The following is a 19,530-nucleotide window of genomic DNA, read 5'->3' on the forward strand; positions in this document are numbered from 1 at the left end:
CCAATCGTTCTACCCCCGAAGTTATAGTGGCGGTGCCGGATAGCTCTATCGCGGCTCCCCATGACTGCCGCTGAAGGGGGCGACTCATGTCTCGCTCGAGGATTGTGCTCGGAGCAATGGTCACCATGGTGCTCGCCTTCGGGTCGGGGCCGACCGCTTCCGCCATCGAACCGACGCCGACGCCGGCACCGACCGCGACACCGGCACCCGCGAGTCCGGAGGCGCCCACCACTTCAGGGACGCCCACGGCCACCCCGTCTCCGGCCGCCGACGCCGGAATGGTCTCCGACCCGTCGCTGGCGCAGATGAACGCGGCGGGCGACCACGCGATGGGTTCGACGATCCCTCGTCCGGCGAACGCCCAGAAGACCTTCTCGACGCAGCTCGGCGTTTCTGGCGTGCTCGGGATGGACGTCAGCGGCTGGCAGCCGACCGTCGACTGGTCGGCGCAGTGGGCGAACGGTGCGCGCTTCGTGTACATCAAGTCGAGCGAAGGCACCTACTACACGAGCAGCCACTTCCCCAGTCAGTTCCAGGGCGCAACCAACGTCGGAATGATTCGCGGCGCCTACCATTTCGCCACCCCGAACACGACTGACGGCGCGACGCAGGCGCGCTTCTTCTATGCGCACGGTGGTAACTGGGCCCCTGACGGTCGCACCCTGCCGCCGCTGCTCGACATCGAGTACGCCACCGATGGTTCCGGTACCTGCTGGGGGCTGTCGCAGGCTCAGATGTCCTGGTGGATCAATGACTTCGTCAAGACGATGCGCTCTCTGACCGGTGTGAACCCCGCCATCTATTCCACCGCGAACTGGTGGAACACCTGCACCGGCTCGAACAACACGTTCGGTGCCTACCCGCTGTTCGTCGCCCGCTATGACAGTTCGACACCAGGCTCCCTGCCCGCCAGCTGGCTCAACTGGACAATGTGGCAGTACGCCAGTTCCGGGGTGTTCGCCGGCGATCAGGACATCTTCAACGGCAACATGGGCCAGCTGCAGCAGTTCGCTCTGGGGGCGAACGATCACCCGCCGCTCGGCAACTACGAGTCCGCGTCCCTCAGCAGCGGTCAGCCCTTCCGGGTATCGGGATGGAGCTTCGATCAGACCAACCTCGCGGCGACAACGTCTGTCCAGATCCAGTGGAACACTCCGACCGGAATTTCGACGACGACCGTTGCATCCAACGTGTCGAGACCGGACGTCGGTGCGGCCTTCCCGTCCGCCGGATCGAGCCACGGGTTCTCTGCCCAGGTGCCCTGGGCCGGCAACGGGCAGTACGGCGCGTGCGTGACGGTGCTGGCGCTCCCTGGTGACCGGGCTGGGAACGCGATGCTCGGCTGCCGCACGGCATTCGTCTCCGCCGTGGTGTCGAGCGCGCCGACCAGCCGTCGCCTTCAGGACACCGACCGCTTCACCACTGCCGTCGCCGTGTCCAAGGACACTTACCCGACGGCCGGATCGGCAGCCGTGGCCTACGTAGCGTCCGGCGAGGTCTACGCGGATGCGCTCTCGGCCGCTCCGGCCGCGGCAGTTCAGCACGGACCGGTGCTGCTCACTCTGGCGGCGTCTGTCCCGACGACGACCATGAACGAACTGCAGCGGCTGAAACCCGGCAAGATCGTCGTCGTCGGAGGCACGAGCAGCGTCTCCGACGCCGCATACGCGCAGCTGCAGTCGCTGAAGATCCCGATGGTCAGGCTCGACGGAACCACCCGCGTCGAGGTGGCCCGCGCCGTAGCCGACTATGCGTTCGGTTCCGCCAAGAGCGCTTTCGTGGCGACCGGGTGGAGCTTTCCTGACGCACTGTCGGCGGCTCCTGCGGCCGCCAAGCAGCGCGTCCCGCTGCTGCTCGTCGACGGAAGCGGCTTGGATGCCAACACGGCTGCCTTCCTCACCAACCGGAGGGCGACCTCGGTGACCGTGGCCGGCGGCCCTGCCAGCGTCTCCAACGGCTGGACGGCGTCCGCCCAGCAGGAGGGCCTCACCGTGACGCGGATCGGCGGCGCGACCCGATTCGATGTCAGCGCCGGAATCGCCACCAAGTATTTCCCGGACGGCGCATCCGCCAATGTGTACATCGCTTCCGGGGTGCAGTGGCCCGACGCACTGGTGACGTCCGCGGCCGCGGGCGCGACGGGGAAGCCTCTCCTCATCGCGAACACCAACTGCGTTCCCCGTTCGATCGGTGATCAGCTTGTGCGCCTGCGGACCACCTCCACAACGGTGGCCGGCGGACCGAACACGCTCACCAGCGAAGTGGACGGTCTGTCCGTCTGCTACTGAGCAGGTGGCCGGAAGAGCCTCGGCGTCGATCTGGGAAGATGAGGTGGGCCATGCTCCTGTGGCCCTTCGATGACGAGGACTCTTCGCATGCTGTATTCGACCATTCCGGCGCATGAGAAGCGCGCCTCCTTCCGCGCCCGACTTGCCTCGGGAGAACTGGTCCGGATGCCGGGGGCGTTCAATCCCCTGAGTGCTCGGCTGATCGAACGCAAGGGTTTCGAGGGCGTCTACATCTCCGGTGCGGTGCTGTCGGCAGAGTTGGGGCTTCCCGACATCGGCCTCACCACGCAGACCGAGGTCGCGGGACGCTCCGCTCAGATCGCGCGCATGACCGACCTTCCCGCTCTGGTGGATGCCGACACCGGCTTCGGCGAGCCGATGAACGTCGCCCGGACCGTTCAGGCGCTCGAGGATGCCGGAGTCGCCGGTCTGCACATCGAGGATCAGGTCAACCCGAAGCGGTGTGGACACCTGGACGGAAAGCAGGTTGTCGATCAGGACACCGCGCTCAAACGCATCCGGGCGGCGGTGGATGCGCGGCGCGACTCCAACCTGTTGATCATGGCTCGGACGGACATCCGCGCTGTCGAGGGTCTGCAGTCGTCGATCGACCGTGCCAAGGCGCTCGTCGACGCGGGCGCGGACGCCATCTTCCCCGAGGCGATGGCTGACCTGTCCGAGTTCGAGGCCGTGCGGGCCGCCGTCGACGTGCCGATCCTGGCGAACATGACCGAGTTCGGAAAGAGCGATCTGTTCACGGTCGATCAGCTGCGGGACGTCGGGGTGAACATTGTCATCTGGCCGGTGTCTCTTCTGCGGTTGGCGATGGGCGCGGCCGAGCGCGGGCTCGAGCAGCTCCTCTCGCAGGGGACTCTGCAGCCGATGCTGGATGACATGCAGCATCGCGCCGAACTGTACGACCTGATTGACTACGAGGGATACAACGCGTTCGACACCTCGGTGTACAACTTCGAGGTGCGTCGCTAGCGACCGCTTTCCGCGGCCCGCCGGCGCGGCGACCTCGTCAGCAGCGAAGGAGCTCAGATGACCGACCCCGAGATCCACAAGGGCCTCGCCGGCGTCTTCGTCGACACGACGACGATTTCCTCGGTGAATCCGGAGAGCAACTCGCTCCTGTACCGGGGGTACCCCGTTCAGGAACTCGCGCGCGCCTGCTCGTTCGAAGAGGTTGCGTACCTCCTTTGGCATGGCGAACTGCCGACGGACGACGAACTCGTCGCCTTCGAGTCTCTCGAGCGTTCCCTTCGCCGCCTGGACGACCGCACCCGTCGGGCACTCGACGACATTCCGGTGTCCGCTCACCCGATGGATGCGCTCCGCACCGCCGTGAGTCAGCTCGGAGGGCTCGATGCCACCCTGCAACAGTCCGAGGGCATTCTCGACCGGGACCTCAACGAGGGCCGCGCGATCTACCTGCTGGCCCAACTGCCTACGATCGTTGCCTACGTTCAGCGTCGCAAGCGGGGATTGGAGCCGCTCGAGCCGCGGGACGACCTCGACTATTCGCGCAATTTCCTGTGGCTGACGTTCGGCGAGGTACCGGACGACGTGGTTGTCGACGCCTTCCGAGTGTCGCTGATCCTCTACGCGGAGCACTCGTTCAACGCGTCGACGTTCACCGCGCGAGTGATCGCGTCCACGCTCTCCGATGTGTACTCGGCCGTAACCGGCGCCATCGGTGCCTTGAAGGGCCCCTTGCATGGTGGCGCCAACGAGGCTGTCATGCACGCGTTCGACGAGATCGGCACCGCTGACCGGGCGGCGGACTGGTTGGACTCCGCTCTCGCCGAGAAGCGCAAGATCATGGGGTTCGGCCACCGCGTCTACAAGAACGGTGATTCGCGCGTCCCGACGATGAGGGAGGCTCTCGTCACTCTCGTCGAGCACTACGACCGGCAGGAGCTGCTCGACCTCTACGACGCCCTCGAGAGCGCCATGGGCGAGCGGAAGAACATCAAGCCGAACCTCGACTACCCCTCCGGGCCGGCGTACAACCTGATGGGCTTCGACACCGAGACGTTCACGCCTCTGTTCGCGGCGGCCCGGGTGGCCGGTTGGACGGCGCACATCTTCGAGCAGTACGCCGCGAATTCGCTCATCCGCCCTCTCTCGCAATACACCGGTCCGGCCGAGCGACACCTGGAGCGCTAGTCGGCTCCAGCGCCGGCTCAGCGATACAGCAGTAGAGCGTCCCCCTGCCCGCCGCCGCCGCACAACGCTACGGCCGCGCGCCCAGAGCCGCGTCGCGCGAGCTCGTGCGCCGCGTGCCCGGCGAGCCGGGCGCCTGATGCGCCGATCGGATGGCCGAGCGCAATCGCACCGCCGTGGATGTTGACCTTCTCCGGGTCGAGACCCAGGTCGGACATCGACTGCAGTGCGACCGCGGCGAAGGCTTCGTTGATCTCGATCAGATCGAGTTCGGACACGCTCCAGCCGGCCCGCCTCAGGGCCGCGTCGATTGCGCGGGACGGCTGCGAATGCAGCGAGTTGTCCGGTCCGGCCACCTGCCCGCTCGCGCCGACGAGGGCGAGCCACTCCAGCCCGAGGCGTTCGGCGTTCTCCCGGCTGGTCAGGACCAGTGCTGCCGCCCCGTCGCTCAGTGGGGACGAGTTGCCGGCGGTCAGCGTCCCGGACTGCGCGAAACTCGGACGCAGCCCGGCGAGCGTCTCCGGCGTCGACTCGGGTCGCACCCCTTCGTCGGTGGTCACGACCACCGGGTCCCCTTTGCGCTGCGGGATGCTGACCGGCGCGATCTCGTCGGCGAACACGCCGTTGGTTGCCGCCACCCCGGCGCGTTGATGGGATCGCGCAGCGAACTCGTCCTGGGCTTCCCGCCTCAGACCGAGTTTCTCCGTGTACCTCTCCGTGGAGGCGCCCATCGATTCGCCGTCGAAGGCATCGGTCAGCCCGTCGTGCGCGGCGGAGTCGAGGGCCTGGATGGATCCGTAATTCCAGCCCATCCGTGAGCCCGGAAGTATGTGGGGCGCATTGGTCATCGATTCCTGGCCGCCGGCGACCACCACTGTCGCTTCGCCCGTGCGGATGAGACGCGCGGCATCGATCACAGCAGCCAGCCCCGAAAGACACACCTTGTTGATCGTCGTGGCGGGAACGTCCCAGCCGATGCCCGCCCCGATCGCCGTCTGGCGTGCGGGGTTCTGCCCTGCGCCCGCCTGCAGCACCTGTCCGAAGAGCACCGTATCCACCGCGTCCGCACCGACTCCCGACCGCTCCAGGGCCTTCTGCACCGCGATCGTCCCGAGCTGAACCGCGCTCAGAGACGCGAGCGTGCCCTTGATCTTGCCCAGCGGCGTACGGGCGGCGGACAGGATGACGACGTCGTCGGAACTCATGGGCTACTCCTTCGTGCCTGGTCCCTCCATTCTCACACCTGGCGCACGGGTAGGCTTGGGGCTCGTGACAGCACGCGCTTTGATCAAAGACCTCGCCGCCCTGCCGGACGGCCCCGTGAGTGTCGCCGGATGGGTCGAGACCGTCCGCGACCAGAAGAAGGTGCAGTTCGTCGTGCTGCGCGACGAGTCGGGTGCCGTGCAGTTGGTGAACCCCCGCACGGTCGGCGAAGACGGTGTTGTCGTGGCGGATGAGCCCGCGGTCACCATTTCCGGTCTGTCGCAGGGCACGTTCGTCCGGGCGACCGGCGAGCTGAAGCATGACGAGCGCGTCAAGCTCGGCGGCATCGAGATCCGTCTCTCGTCGCTCGAGGTCGAGACGGCCGCCATCCCCGAGACTCCGATCGCCGCCGACAGCGGTATCGACAAGCGCATGGACTGGCGCTTCCTCGACCTGCGCGAGCCCCGCCACAACCTGATCTTCCGCGTGCAGACGACCTTCGAGCACGCTCTTCGTCAGTACTGGGTGGACAACGGCTTCGTCGAGATCCACACGCCGAAGCTCATGGCATCCGCCTCGGAGTCGCGCGCCGAGCTGTTCGAGCTGCCGTACTTCGAGACCACCGCGTACCTCGCTCAGAGCCCGCAGATCTTCAAGCAGATGGCACAGGCCGCCGGCTTCGGCCGCGTGTTCGAGATCGGCCCGGCGTTCCGCGCCGACCCGAGCTTCACCAGCCGCCATGCCACCGAGTTCACGAGTGTCGACACCGAGCTCAGCTGGATCGACAGCCACGAAGATGTCATGAAGGTGCATGAAGAGCTCCTCGTCGCTGGCTTCACAGCGGTGAAGGAGAAGCACGGCGACGAGATCGAGCGACTCTTCGGAGTCGAGGTGACCGTTCCATCGACGCCGTTCCCTCGCATTCCCCTGGCCGAGGCCAAGCGCATCGTCGCGGAACGCGGCTACGAGATCCCGCGCGAAGACGACGACATGGACCCGGAGGGCGAGCGTCAGATCTCGGCGTACGTGAAAGAGACTTACGGTCACGAGTTCGTCTTCCTCACCGACTACGCCGCGAGCATCCGGCCGTACTACCACATGCGGCATCCCGAGGACCCGTCGATCACGCGCAGCTACGATCTGATCTTCAACGGTGTCGAGATCTCCACCGGCGCTCAGCGCGAGCACCGCGTCGACATCCTGGAGCAGCAGGCCGCTGAGAAGGGCCTCTCCGTGGAAGAACTCGAGGACGTCCTCGCGTTCTTCCGGTACGGCATCCCGCCGCACGGTGGCTTCGGCATGGGCCTGGCGCGCGTTCTGATGCTCATGCTGCACCTCGCGAACCTGCGCGAGACGACCTACCTGTTCCGCGGGCCGACGCGCCTGACGCCGTAGCGCCCGACCCGGCAGCGGGCAGAGCAGTCCAGCTCTCGCCCGCCACCAGGATGTGTCCGAGGAATCGCACCCCGAGCGTGGCGGCCGATTGGTCGAGCCGTCGGGTGAGCATGAGGTCGGCCACGGACGCGTCGAGCACTCCGGATGGATGGTTGTGCGCCACGGCGAACGACCGGCCGCCACGAGTGAGCACGGCTTGCAGGACGTCGGCTGGCTGCATTGCCGTTTCGTCGACGCCGCCATCGCGCATGAGCACGAGCTCGATCGGCCGCGCCGCGCGGTCCGCGACGACCACGACGAAGCGTTCGCTGTCGCGGTGGAGCAGCTCGGGGCGGACCACAGCGGCGATCGCCTTGTGGTCGATGAGCCGGGTCCAGGTCGACGATGCGCCGGCCCTCCGCCAGATCTCGGTGATGGCGACGAGTCGCCCAGCGGTCGCCGGACCGACACCGGGCAGACGTTCCAGCCGGGCGAAGTCCATCGTGGCAAGACCAGGGAAGCCCCCGGTCCGTCGCAGCACCGATCGCGCCAGGGCGAGCACGCTACGCCCGGTCTGACCGGACCCCAGCACCAGCGCGAGCACTTCGTCGTCGGTGAGCGATCCGATGCCCAGCCGTCGCATCCGTTCGCGTGGTCGGTCATGGTTCGGGATGTTCGCAAGGGCCTCACCCTCTTCTTCCTCGTCGGCCATAGCTCGAAGCTAGGGAAGACCGAACATGAGAGGTCGCGCACGAAAAAATCTGTGGACAACGGGCTCACCACCGATGCCTGTGGACGGAGGCCTTTCCACAGCCCCACCGCGCTCAGTGAATTCAAGGGGAACCCCTCCGTAGACTGGAGCAGTGGTAGCGAGCCAAGTCCACCTCATCCGTCATGGCGAGGTGTTCAATCCCGACGGCATCCTGTATGGCAGGTTGCCGGGGTTCGGCCTCTCCAAACTCGGCCACAGGATGGCGCAGGCCGCGGCTGACGACCTGGTCGCGCGAGACCGCCCGATGACGGCGCTACGCGTCTCACCGTTGCAGCGCACGCGCGAATCCGCGGCACCCGTAGCGGCCGCTTTCGGCCTCGAGCCGGTCGTCGACGAGCGAATCATGGAGCCTACGAACCGCTTCGAGGGCACCAAGATGAAACTCGCAGTCCGCAAGCCCGTCTACTGGCCCTATCTGATCAACCCGCTGCGGCCGAGCTGGGGTGAGGCCTACACCAGCATCGAGCGCAGGATGCTCGCTGCCGTCGATGATGCCTTCGACTCGGTCGACTCGGGCGATGTCGTCCTCGTCAGCCACCAGCTCCCGATCTGGGTCACGCACCTGTCCGTCGCGGGGGAGCGCTACCCGCACGATCCCCGGAAGCGGCGCTGCGCCCTGTCGAGCATCACGACGTTCGAGCGAACGCCCGCCCCCGAGACCGCCGCCGATCCGACACGCGAAACGGCCGACCCGCCGCAGTCGGGGCCGAACAACCCCGGCCGCACTCCGGAGTCCCAGCGCCTGATCGAGGTCTCTTACGTGGAGCCCGCTGCGAGCCTTCTGACCGCGGCGACCGATGTGGGGGCCGTGTGATCGTCACATCTCGGCTGCGCGCCCGCATCCTTCTGCCTGTCGTGGCCGCGGTCGCTGCGACCGCTTTCGCTCTCACGGGCTGCACCGCCAACGACAGCCTCGCTACTCAGTATCGGTCGGGCAACGGCCAGAACTACATCGCCGGAGACGGAACGGTCAGCGAGTTCGCCCCAGGAAACCGAGGCGAGCCGGTCTCGTTCGCGGGGAAGCTGCAAGATGGCGACCCCGTGACGTCGAAGGAGTACGCAGGCAAGGTTCTCGTCGTGAACTTCTGGTACGCGGGCTGCCCGCCGTGCCGAGTGGAGGCGCCTGCGCTGGAGGAGCTCAGCCAGAAGTACGCCACGCAGGGGGTCGGCTTCCTCGGCGTCAATCTCTACGACTCGGCGCAGACAGCGGACAGCTTCGAGAAGGAGAAGGGCGTCACCTACCCGTCGATGCTCGACCGCGACACCGGATCCGTGCTCCTCGCGTTCAGCAAGACGGTTCCACCGAAGGCGACGCCGACCACCCTGGTCGTCGACAAGGAAGGTCGCGTCGCAGCGCGCATCCTCGGTGCCATCCCCGACAAGAGCATCCTCGACACTCTCATCTCCGACGCCGTGGCCGAGCACTGACGTGGGCGACGTCGGTCAGATCGTTTTCAGCGGCCAGCTTCTGCTCGCCCTGCCGATCGCGCTCGTCGCGGGCCTGGTCTCGTTCGCCTCACCATGCGTGCTGCCGTTGGTGCCGGGGTACCTCGCGTACGTCGGCGGCATCAGCGACCCGGGGGCCAAGCGGGACCGAGCGCGTGTCCTGACGGGCGTTGCCCTGTTCATCCTGGGCTTTGCCGTCGTCTTCATCGCATACGGCGCCGCTTTCGGTGCGCTGGGCTACTGGCTCGTGCGTTGGCAGGATGTGGTCGTCCAGGTGCTCGGTGCGCTCGTCATCGTGATGGGGCTCGTCTTCATCGGCCAGTTCTCCTTCCTGCAGCGGACGATCAAGCCGTCGTGGCGCCCAGCCACGGGCCTCATCGGGGCGCCGCTGCTGGGCATCGTCTTCGGACTGGGCTGGACGCCGTGCATCGGGCCGACCCTCGCCGCGATCAGCGCCCTCAGCGTCGGAAGCGGTTCGCCATGGCGAGGGGCCCTGCTCGGCCTCTTCTACTGCATCGGTCTCGGCATCCCCTTCCTCCTCGTTGCGCTCGGCTTCGACTGGGTGGCCGGCTCGGTCAGCTTCGTCAAGCGCCACATCCGGGCGATCAACGTCATCGGAGGTGTGCTCCTGGTCGTGATCGGCATCCTCATGGTGACCGGTATCTGGAGTGACCTCATGTCCCAGTTCTTGGCGGTGATCCAAGGTTTTGAGCCGGCCCTCTGATCACATCGACGCGGCTCCTCCCCGGGAGGACCTCGACGTCGCACAACCGAAGCTGGGCCCGGGTGGGTGGCTCCGCTGGTTCTGGCGGCAGCTCACGAGCATGCGCACGGCTCTGTTCCTGCTGCTTCTTCTCGCGATCGCGGCCGTGCCGGGGTCGCTGGTGCCGCAGCGGAGCTCCGACCCGAACGGGGTCACGAAGTACTTCACCGACAACCCGTCGCTTGCGCCGGTGCTCGACAAGCTGCAGTTCTTCGACGTGTACACATCGGTGTGGTTCTCTGCGATCTACCTGCTGCTGTTCGCGTCCCTGATCGGCTGCATCATCCCGCGCACCACGCATCACTTCGCCGCCATGCGGGCGAAGCCGCCGAAGACGCCCGTGCGACTGGCGCGCATGGCCGGGTTCCAGTCCCGAATCCTTCCCGCCGAGCTCCGCGGAGGCGGCACCGATCCGATCCTGGCCGCTCGCGACGTCCTCAAGGCCAACCACTATCGCGTCGCCCTCTATCAGGATGCGCGCTCCACCTCGGTCTCGGCCGAGCGTGGCTACCTGCGCGAGACCGGGAACTTGATCTTCCACATCGCGCTGGTCGGAGTGCTGCTCGCGATCGGCGTCGGCGGAGGCTTCGGCTACACCGGCCAGAAGATCGTGGTCGAGGGCCAGAGCTTCGTGAACAGCCTGCCGTCGTACAACTCGTTCAACCCGGGACGGTTCTTCAATGACGCCTCCCTCGCGCCGTTCTCGATCGCGGTCGACAAGCTAGACGTGCGCTATGAGACGAAGAATCAGGATGCGATCGGCACGCCCCTGGACTACACGGCACACGTGACCACCACGGGGCCGGGGGATGCGGCCGGGAAGACGACCATCAAGGTGAACGACCCCTTGGCGATCGGCGGCACGAACGTCTACCTGCTCGGTAACGGCTATGCGCCGACGATCACGGTGAAGGATACGAAGGGGCACGTCGTATTCACGGACTCGGTTCCGTTCATCCCGCAAGCGGACCCCAACCTGACGTCCTTGGGATTCGTGAAGATCCCGGATGGTCTGAAGGAGCAGGTCGGCATGATCGGCTTCTTCTATCCGACGGTCACTGACAGCCAGACCGCTCAGGGAGCGCTTGCCTCCAAGTTCCCCGGACTGGATGACCCCGTCCTGAGCCTCAACGTCTATGCCGGCGACCTGGGCGTCGACGACGGTGTCCCGCAGTCGGTCTACAGCCTGAATACCGACACGCTCGAGCAGCTGGCCGGGCCTCCGACGAAGACGAAGGCGCTCGAGCTCAAGCCCGGCCAGACAGTGGACCTGCCCAATGGACTGGGGACCATCACGCTGGACGGCGTCAAGCGGTTCGCGACGTTGGAAGTGCACAATGATCCCGCGCAGATCTGGGTTCTCCTGTTCGCGGTGCTCATCCTCCTCGGACTCCTGACGTCCCTCTTCGTCCCCCGGCGCCGGCTCTGGGTGAAGGCCGTCGAGAATCGGGACGGATCACTCACGCTCGAGTACGCGGGCCTCGCGCGCGGAGACGATCCCAATCTCCTGGCGTCGGTGACAGCCGTCGCCGATCAGCACTCCAGGGCCCTGTCCGGGCCTCCGACGAATTAGGCTTGCATTGTGACCGAGACCCTGGCTCAACTATCGACCGTGTTTCTCTACGCGGCGATGGGACTGTACGCGGCGGCGTTCATCGCCTTCGCGCTCGACCTCGCCCGACGTGGCGCGCGAGCAACCGCGGTCGAGGCTGCCGTCGTTCCGAGCGCGGTGGCGCGCCGTGCTGAAGTGGCAGCGCCTGTCGGGGCGCCATCGGCGGCTGTGATCGGGGGCGGTTCCGTGGAGCCGCCGCCGCCTCCGTCGTCCGCGATCGGCCGACTGTCCTCACGCATCAGCACTCGCGTCGAAGACGACGTGATGAACGGATCGGGCGGCGGAGCGTCGCTGAAGTGGGCCTTCGTGCTCACGATCATCGGTTTCGCGTTCCACCTGGTGGCGGTGATCCTGAGAGGCATCGCGGCCGCGCGAGTGCCGTGGGCCAACATGTGGGAGTTCTCGATGACGGGGACACTCGTCATCATCGGCGTGTTCCTGGTCGCGAACCTCAGATGGCCGATCAAGTACGTCGGCACCTTCGTTCTGGGGCTCGTCCTCGTCCTGCAAGGCATCGCTTTGCTGCGGTACTACGTGCCCGTGGTGCCGCTGCAGCCGGCACTTCAGTCGTACTGGCTCGTCATCCACATCATCGTTGCCGTGCTGGGCACGGCGTTCTTCGCACTCGGCTTCGCGCTCTCCGCGTTGCAGCTCTTGCAGTACCGGCGGGAGCGTCAGATCACGGAGTCGCGACCCCAGCAGTTCCGGTTCCTCGCGACTCTGCCCAGTTCGGTCGCTCTGGAGAACCTGGCGTACCGGATCAACATCGTGGGCTTCATCGCGTGGACCTTCACCCTGATCGCCGGCGCGATCTGGGCCGAGAAAGCGTGGGGTCGTTACTGGGGTTGGGACACCAAGGAAGTCTGGACGTTCATCATCTGGGTGATCTATGCGGGATACATCCACGCGCGAGCGACGCGCGGTTGGCGCGGATCGCGCTCGGCATGGCTGGCGATCATCGGATTCGCCGCTGTGCTCTTCAACTTCGGAATCGTGAACGTCTTCTTCCATGGACTGCACGCCTACTCCGGGCTGTGATCTCACAATCCATTCAGCACAGAACCCCCCTCGAACGCCGGCCGGCGGACGAGGGGGTTTTTCGTTTTAGCCGGGCGCCCGACGGCGTCGGTCGACAACTTCCGCGTGATTCCGCGGAAGTCAACCACGACACGCCCGGGCTGCGGCCCGAATTTGCACCGGCCAGAAGCCCTGCGTAAAGTACTTACTTGTCACCCCAAAGGTGCGGGAGAGCGGAAGAGCTCCCCGGCCTCAAGCGGGACCAAATCCAAAGCCTAGCGGCAAATCCGAACTTGAATTAGTTCGCTTGCTGCGCTTAGGATTAACACCCACTCACTGAGCAGGTCTAACCGGTTCGGATCGTGTGATTCGGTTGTGTCCACATATAAGGGCCAACGAGGAACACGAAACGCCGACTTGACAAACTGACTGAGAGTGGTAAGGTAGACAAGTTGCCTCACGGAGAAAGCCTAACGGCTGAAAAGTGAGAGCGTCCGATCCTTGAGAACTCAACAGCGTGCACAATGTCAAATGCCAAATAACCTCTGCATTGACTTCCTAGACCTAGTCTAGTGGTCGATGCGAGATTCCTTTGGATTAGAAACAGAATGTCAGTAGATATTCGAAACTAGTCAAGACAAACTCGCAGTCGTGGACATATTTCCTGTCCGCTTCTGCACCATGTTTCCCGGTCGCTGCAGTGCTTGTCACTGTTTTGGCCGCGGAGCTAAACATTTACGGAGAGTTTGATCCTGGCTCAGGACGAACGCTGGCGGCGTGCTTAACACATGCAAGTCGAACGATGAACCTGGAGCTTGCTCCGGGGGATTAGTGGCGAACGGGTGAGTAACACGTGAGTAACCTGCCCTTGACTCTGGGATAACCTCCGGAAACGGAAGCTAATACCGGATATGACGTACGGAGGCATCTCCTGTACGTGGAAAGAATTTCGGTCAAGGATGGACTCGCGGCCTATCAGGTAGTTGGTGAGGTAACGGCTCACCAAGCCTACGACGGGTAGCCGGCCTGAGAGGGTGACCGGCCACACTGGGACTGAGACACGGCCCAGACTCCTACGGGAGGCAGCAGTGGGGAATATTGCACAATGGGCGCAAGCCTGATGCAGCAACGCCGCGTGAGGGACGACGGCCTTCGGGTTGTAAACCTCTTTTAGTAGGGAAGAAGCGAAAGTGACGGTACCTGCAGAAAAAGCACCGGCTAACTACGTGCCAGCAGCCGCGGTAATACGTAGGGTGCGAGCGTTGTCCGGAATTATTGGGCGTAAAGAGCTCGTAGGCGGTCTGTCGCGTCTGCTGTGAAAACCCGAGGCTCAACCTCGGGCCTGCAGTGGGTACGGGCAGACTAGAGTGCGGTAGGGGAGAATGGAATTCCTGGTGTAGCGGTGGAATGCGCAGATATCAGGAGGAACACCGATGGCGAAGGCAGTTCTCTGGGCCGTAACTGACGCTGAGGAGCGAAAGCGTGGGGAGCGAACAGGATTAGATACCCTGGTAGTCCACGCCGTAAACGTTGGGCGCTAGATGTGGGGACCATTCCACGGTTTCCGTGTCGCAGCTAACGCATTAAGCGCCCCGCCTGGGGAGTACGGCCGCAAGGCTAAAACTCAAAGGAATTGACGGGGGCCCGCACAAGCGGCGGAGCATGCGGATTAATTCGATGCAACGCGAAGAACCTTACCAAGGCTTGACATATACGAGAACGGGCCAGAAATGGTCAACTCTTTGGACACTCGTAAACAGGTGGTGCATGGTTGTCGTCAGCTCGTGTCGTGAGATGTTGGGTTAAGTCCCGCAACGAGCGCAACCCTCGTTCTATGTTGCCAGCGCGTAATGGCGGGAACTCATAGGAGACTGCCGGGGTCAACTCGGAGGAAGGTGGGGATGACGTCAAATCATCATGCCCCTTATGTCTTGGGCTTCACGCATGCTACAATGGCCGGTACAAAGGGCTGCAATACCGTAAGGTGGAGCGAATCCCAAAAAGCCGGTCTCAGTTCGGATTGAGGTCTGCAACTCGACCTCATGAAGTCGGAGTCGCTAGTAATCGCAGATCAGCAACGCTGCGGTGAATACGTTCCCGGGCCTTGTACACACCGCCCGTCAAGTCATGAAAGTCGGTAACACCCGAAGCCAGTGGCCCAACCCTTGTGGAGGGAGCTGTCGAAGGTGGGATCGGTGATTAGGACTAAGTCGTAACAAGGTAGCCGTACCGGAAGGTGCGGCTGGATCACCTCCTTTCTAAGGAGCAACTGGCACTCTGCTGGTTTACTAGCAAGAGTGTCCAGGCGCCGGATCTGAGCGAACGTCTCAGCCGGTTAGCTCATGGGTGGAACATTGACATTGGTGCGGAGCCGAACGGCTCGAACTCAGTACATCTCTTGCAGATAGGAACGGTTCGGAACGGGAAGCTTTGCACATGCACGCTGTTGGGTCCTGAGGGACCGGGCCTCATCCGAAACGGATGGGAAACGAATCCTCTGGACCTTTTCTTGTTGGCATAACTAGCCGGCGGAAAAGGTACCGCCCGTACTTTGAGAACTACACAGTGGACGCGAGCATCTTAGATTCGAACCTTCGGGTTCGGATCACAAAGATGATCATCAGTACTTATGTACTGATTAGATCATTGGTCAATCTGCTCATCTTCGGATGAGCCGATCGATTCAAACTCATGTGATTTCAAGTTTCTAAGAGCAAACGGTGGATGCCTTGGCATCTGGAGCCGAAGAAGGACGTAGTAATCTGCGATAAGCCTCGGGGAGTTGATAAACGAACTTTGATCCGAGGATTTCCGAATGGGGAAACCCCGCTGGGCCCTTTGGGTGACCCAGTGACTCCCGCCTGAATATATAGGGCGGGTAGAGGGAACGTGGGGAAGTGAAACATCTCAGTACCCACAGGAAGAGAAAGCAAAAGCGATTCCGTTAGTAGTGGCGAGCGAAACCGGAAGAGGCTAAACCGATCATGTGTGATAGCCGGCAGGCGTTGCATGGTCGGGGTTGCGGGACTTTTCAGCAGCTTCTGCCGAACTGCAAGCGTTACAAAGGATCATAGGCGAATGGTATTGAAAGGCCAGTCATAGAGGGTGCCAACCCCGTAGCCGAAATGGTCCAATGGCGCGAAGAGTATCCCAAGTAGCACGGGGCCCGAGAAATCCCGTGTGAATCTGTCAGGACCACCTGATAAGCCTAAATACTCCCAGATGACCGATAGCGGACAAGTACCGTGAGGGAAAGGTGAAAAGTACCCCGGGAGGGGAGTGAAATAGTACCTGAAACCGTTTGCTTACAAACCGTTGGAGCCTCCTTGTAGGGGTGACAGCGTGCCTTTTGAAGAATGAGCCTGCGAGTTAGCGATATGTGGCGAGGTTAACCCGTGAGGGGTAGCCGTAGCGAAAGCGAGTCTGAATAGGGCGATTCAGTCGCATGTCCTAGACCCGAAGCGAAGTGATCTATCCATGGCCAGGTTGAAGCGACGGTAAGACGTCGTGGAGGACCGAACCCACTTAGGTTGAAAACTGAGGGGATGAGCTGTGGATAGGGGTGAAAGGCCAATCAAACTTCGTGATAGCTGGTTCTCTCCGAAATGCATTTAGGTGCAGCGTTGCGTGTTTCTTGCCGGAGGTAGAGCTACTGGATGGCCGATGGGCCCTAAAAGGTTACTGACGTCAGCCAAACTCCGAATGCCGGTAAGTGAGAGCGCAGCAGTGAGACGGTGGGGGATAAGCTTCATCGTCGAGAGGGAAACAACCCAGACCACCAACTAAGGTCCCTAAGCGCGTGCTAAGTGGGAAAGGATGTGGAGTTGCACAGACAACCAGGAGGTTGGCTTAGAAGCAGCCACCCTTGAAAGAGTGCGTAATAGCTCACTGGTCAAGTGATTCCGCGCCGACAATGTAACGGGGCTCAAGCACGCCACCGAAGTTGTGGCATTGACATTATTGGTAGGCCTTCGTGGTCCAGCCGTGTTGATGGGTAGGAGAGCGTCGTGTGGCGAGTGAAGCGGCGGTGTAAACCAGCCGTGGACGCTACACGAGTGAGAATGCAGGCATGAGTAGCGAAAGACGGGTGAGAAACCCGTCCTCCGAAAGACCAAGGGTTCCAGGGCCAGGCTAATCCGCCCTGGGTAAGTCGGGACCTAAGGCGAGGCCGACAGGCGTAGTCGATGGACAACGGGTTGATATTCCCGTACCGGCGAAGAACCGCCCAAGCTAATCCAGTGGTGCTAAGAGTCCTAATCCTGGACACGGATCCCTTCGGGGTGAAGGTCCGGGCCTAACGCTCGACCCCATGCTGGTGCGGCTAGCGTATTAACAGGTGTGACGCAGGAAGGTAGCCCAGCCGGGCGATGGTTGTCCCGGTGTAAGTGTGTAAGCCGAGAGATAGGCAAATCCGTCTCTCATATAGGCCCAGGCACGATGCGTAGTCTTAATTGACGAAATGGGTGATCCTATGCTGCCAAGAAAAGCATCGACGCGAGGTTCCAGCCGCCCGTACCCCAAACCGACTCAGGTGGTCAGGTAGAGAATACTAAGGAGATCGAGAGAATCGTGGTTAAGGAACTCGGCAAAATGCCCCCGTAACTTCGGGAGAAGGGGGGCCTGAGGCGTGAAGGGATTTACTCCTGGAGCGTTTGAAGGCCGCAGAGACCAGTGGGAAGCGACTGTTTACTAAAAACACAGGTCCGTGCCAAGTCGCAAGACGATGTATACGGACTGACGCCTGCCCGGTGCTGGAAGGTTAAGAGGAAGGGTTAGCTTCGGCGAAGCTCAGAATTTAAGCCCCAGTAAACGGCGGTGGTAACTATAACCATCCTAAGGTAGCGAAATTCCTTGTCGGGTAAGTTCCGACCTGCACGAATGGCGTAACGACTTCCCAGCTGTCTCAACCGCGAACTCGGCGAAATTGCACTACGAGTAAAGATGCTCGTTACGCGCAGCAGGACGGAAAGACCCCGTGACCTTTACTACAGCTTGGTATTGGTGTTCGGTGTGGCTTGTGTAGGATAGGTGGGAGACTTTGAAGCCGGCACGCCAGTGTCGGTGGAGTCAATGTTGAAATACCACTCTGGTCACTCTGGATATCTAACTTAGAACCGTAATCCGGTTCAGGGACAGTGCCTGGTGGGTAGTTTAACTGGGGCGGTTGCCTCCCAAAAAGTAACGGAGGCGCCCAAAGGTTCCCTCAACCTGGTTGGCAATCAGGTGTCGAGTGTAAGTGCACAAGGGAGCTTGACTGTGAGACTGACAAGTCGAGCAGGGACGAAAGTCGGGACTAGTGATCCGGCAGTGGCTTGTGGAAGCGCTGTCGCTCAACGGATAAAAGGTACCTCGGGGATAACAGGCTGATCTTGCCCAAGAGTCCATATCGACGGCATGGTTTGGCACCTCGATGTCGGCTCGTCGCATCCTGGGGCTGGAGTAGGTCCCAAGGGTTGGGCTGTTCGCCCATTAAAGCGGTACGCGAGCTGGGTTTAGAACGTCGTGAGACAGTTCGGTCCCTATCCGCTGCGCGCGTTGGAAATTTGAGAGGATCTGACCCTAGTACGAGAGGACCGGGTTGGACGAACCTCTGGTGTGTCAGTTGTTCCGCCAGGAGCACCGCTGATTAGCTACGTTCGGGATGGATAACCGCTGAAAGCATCTAAGCGGGAAGCCGGCCTCAAGATGAGATTTCCATGCCTTCGGGCGAGAGGCTCCCAGCTAGACTACTGGGTTGATAGGCCGGATGTGGAAGTGGGGACTAAAGACCCATGGAGCTGACCGGTACTAATAAGCCGATGACTTGATAATCACTACTCTCATACATGTTGTAAGGCTGGTATGAGAGGCCAAGATTGCTTGCGTCCACTATGTGGTTCTCGATGTACGGTCGAGAACTGATTCGAGCTGACGCTCGACGTTCACTTTTGATACATCAATAGTGTTTCGGCGGCCATAGCGAGAGGGAAACGCCCGGTTACATTCCGAACCCGGAAGCTAAGACTCTCTGCGCCGATGGTACTGCAGGGGGGACCCTGTGGGAGAGTAGGACACCGCCGGACTTCTTTGTGAGATGGCCACCCAGTGATGGGTGGCCATTTCGCGTTAACGGAGTCATCAGCAGTACGAAGCCTAAGGTGGGCAGCACCCGCCGATTCGACAGGAGAAGCCGTGAGCGACAACCCGGCAGACGAGAGCTCTCGCGAAGAGCGTTCCGAGCGTCGGCAGCAGCCCGGCCGCCCAGACCGAGCGGGCGACGGCCAGCGCCGTCCCCGAAACGAGAGCGCTGGCAACGGGCGCCCGCGCGCCGGCGGCGCGTCCCGTGATCGCTCGAACTCGAGCGGCAGCGGCCAGTGGCGCGCCGGCCGGCCCAGCGGTTCGCGTGACGGCGACGGTGCCGGCGCAGACCGTGGACGTGACGGCTACCGCGGTCGAGACTCGGACCGGACAGGCGGCCAGCAAGGTCGTACGCCACGCGCGGGTCAGGGTGATCGACCACGTTGGAACGACGCGTCTCGCGACGGGCGTCCGGGGGACCGCTCGACGGGCGGCTACCGAGGCGGGGATCGTGACGGATCCCGCGGTCGGAGCTCGGGCGAGCGTTCGCAGGGCGGATACCGCGGCGACTCGCCGGATAGGCGTTCGGGCGACCGCCCTCAGGGCGGCTACCGCGGCGATTCCAGAGACGGGCGTTCCGGCGAGCGTTCGCAGGGAGGCTACCGAGGCGGGGACCGAACGGGTGCCGGCAACGGCCGCGATGGCGACCGCCCTCAGGGAGGCTACCGCGGCGATTCCCGAGACGGGCGTTCCGGCGAACGTTCGCAAGGAGGCTACCGCGGCGGGGATCGCGACAGCTCCCGTAGTGGGCGGTCTGATGACCGCCCAC

12 protein-coding genes and 3 rRNA genes are annotated in these 19,530 nt (G+C 63.0%); 13 read left to right on the forward strand and 2 right to left on the reverse strand.

Annotation, left to right across the window (positions count from 1 at the left end):
• Window positions 1–86 precede the first annotated feature (86 nt).
• From AB4Y74_RS17665 to AB4Y74_RS17675, 3 genes are all read left to right on the forward strand, one after another.
• Entirely contained in the window at window positions 87–2,288 is a 2,202-nt protein-coding gene (locus AB4Y74_RS17665) for a GH25 family lysozyme (RefSeq protein WP_441800360.1), read from the forward strand.
• A gap of 87 nt (window positions 2,289–2,375) precedes the next feature.
• A complete protein-coding gene (gene prpB / locus AB4Y74_RS17670) occupies window positions 2,376–3,275 on the forward strand; it encodes a methylisocitrate lyase (protein WP_441800361.1) in 900 nt (299 codons plus the stop codon).
• A 57-nt stretch (window positions 3,276–3,332) separates the two neighbouring features.
• Window positions 3,333–4,460: a bifunctional 2-methylcitrate synthase/citrate synthase gene (locus AB4Y74_RS17675; protein WP_441800362.1), complete on the forward strand. Its 1,128-nt coding sequence runs from the start codon at window positions 3,333–3,335 to the stop codon at window positions 4,458–4,460.
• A 17-nt stretch (window positions 4,461–4,477) separates the two neighbouring features.
• On the opposite strand, the gene AB4Y74_RS17680 is transcribed toward AB4Y74_RS17675, so the two are convergent.
• The gene (locus AB4Y74_RS17680; RefSeq protein ID WP_441800363.1) at window positions 4,478–5,662 is read right to left on the reverse strand and encodes an acetyl-CoA C-acetyltransferase; all 1,185 of its coding nucleotides are present in this window, start codon (window positions 5,660–5,662) and stop codon (window positions 4,478–4,480) included.
• Window positions 5,663–5,726: 64 nt separating this feature from the next.
• Between AB4Y74_RS17680 and aspS the strand changes: the two genes are divergently transcribed.
• Window positions 5,727–7,055 carry an aspartate--tRNA(Asn) ligase gene (gene aspS, locus AB4Y74_RS17685; protein ID WP_441800364.1) on the forward strand — a complete coding sequence of 443 codons (1,329 nt, stop codon included), beginning with the start codon at window positions 5,727–5,729 and terminating at the stop codon, window positions 7,053–7,055.
• On the opposite strand, the gene AB4Y74_RS17690 is transcribed toward aspS, so the two are convergent.
• The gene (locus AB4Y74_RS17690; RefSeq protein ID WP_441800365.1) at window positions 6,985–7,746 is read right to left on the reverse strand and encodes a JAB domain-containing protein; all 762 of its coding nucleotides are present in this window, start codon (window positions 7,744–7,746) and stop codon (window positions 6,985–6,987) included. The two genes, aspS and AB4Y74_RS17690, sit on opposite strands and share 71 nt — an antisense overlap.
• Window positions 7,747–7,897: 151 nt before the next feature.
• Between AB4Y74_RS17690 and AB4Y74_RS17695 the strand changes: the two genes are divergently transcribed.
• The 9 genes from AB4Y74_RS17695 to AB4Y74_RS17735 all read left to right on the forward strand — a co-directional run.
• Window positions 7,898–8,620 carry a histidine phosphatase family protein gene (locus tag AB4Y74_RS17695; RefSeq protein ID WP_441800366.1) on the forward strand — a complete coding sequence of 241 codons (723 nt, stop codon included), beginning with the start codon at window positions 7,898–7,900 and terminating at the stop codon, window positions 8,618–8,620.
• Window positions 8,617–9,234, forward strand: coding sequence for a TlpA family protein disulfide reductase (locus AB4Y74_RS17700; RefSeq protein WP_441800367.1), 618 nt, complete (start codon window positions 8,617–8,619; stop codon window positions 9,232–9,234). Before AB4Y74_RS17695 ends, AB4Y74_RS17700 begins: the two co-directional genes overlap by 4 nt.
• A gap of 1 nt (window position 9,235) precedes the next feature.
• Window positions 9,236–9,976 carry a cytochrome c biogenesis CcdA family protein gene (locus tag AB4Y74_RS17705; RefSeq protein ID WP_441800368.1) on the forward strand — a complete coding sequence of 247 codons (741 nt, stop codon included), beginning with the start codon at window positions 9,236–9,238 and terminating at the stop codon, window positions 9,974–9,976.
• Complete coding sequence (resB, locus tag AB4Y74_RS17710) at window positions 9,960–11,588, forward strand: cytochrome c biogenesis protein ResB (protein ID WP_441800369.1); 1,629 nt, start codon at window positions 9,960–9,962, stop codon at window positions 11,586–11,588. Before AB4Y74_RS17705 ends, resB begins: the two co-directional genes overlap by 17 nt.
• Before the next feature lie 9 nt (window positions 11,589–11,597).
• Entirely contained in the window at window positions 11,598–12,665 is a 1,068-nt protein-coding gene (gene ccsB, locus AB4Y74_RS17715; protein WP_441800370.1) for a c-type cytochrome biogenesis protein CcsB, read from the forward strand.
• A 713-nt stretch (window positions 12,666–13,378) separates the two neighbouring features.
• A 16S ribosomal RNA gene (locus tag AB4Y74_RS17720) occupies window positions 13,379–14,902 on the forward strand.
• A 439-nt stretch (window positions 14,903–15,341) separates the two neighbouring features.
• Window positions 15,342–18,455 (forward strand): 23S ribosomal RNA (locus AB4Y74_RS17725).
• 134 nt (window positions 18,456–18,589) lie between these two features.
• Window positions 18,590–18,706 (forward strand): 5S ribosomal RNA (rrf, locus tag AB4Y74_RS17730).
• Together the 16S, 23S and 5S rRNA genes form the textbook arrangement of a ribosomal RNA operon.
• 320 nt (window positions 18,707–19,026) lie before the next feature.
• Window positions 19,027–19,530, forward strand: a 504-nt coding sequence (locus AB4Y74_RS17735; protein ID WP_441800371.1) for a hypothetical protein, incomplete at its 3' end; no start/stop codon positions are given.

The sequence above is a fragment of the Leifsonia sp. RAF41 genome (assembly GCF_052114085.1).
GTDB lineage: Bacteria > Actinomycetota > Actinomycetes > Actinomycetales > Microbacteriaceae > Leifsonia.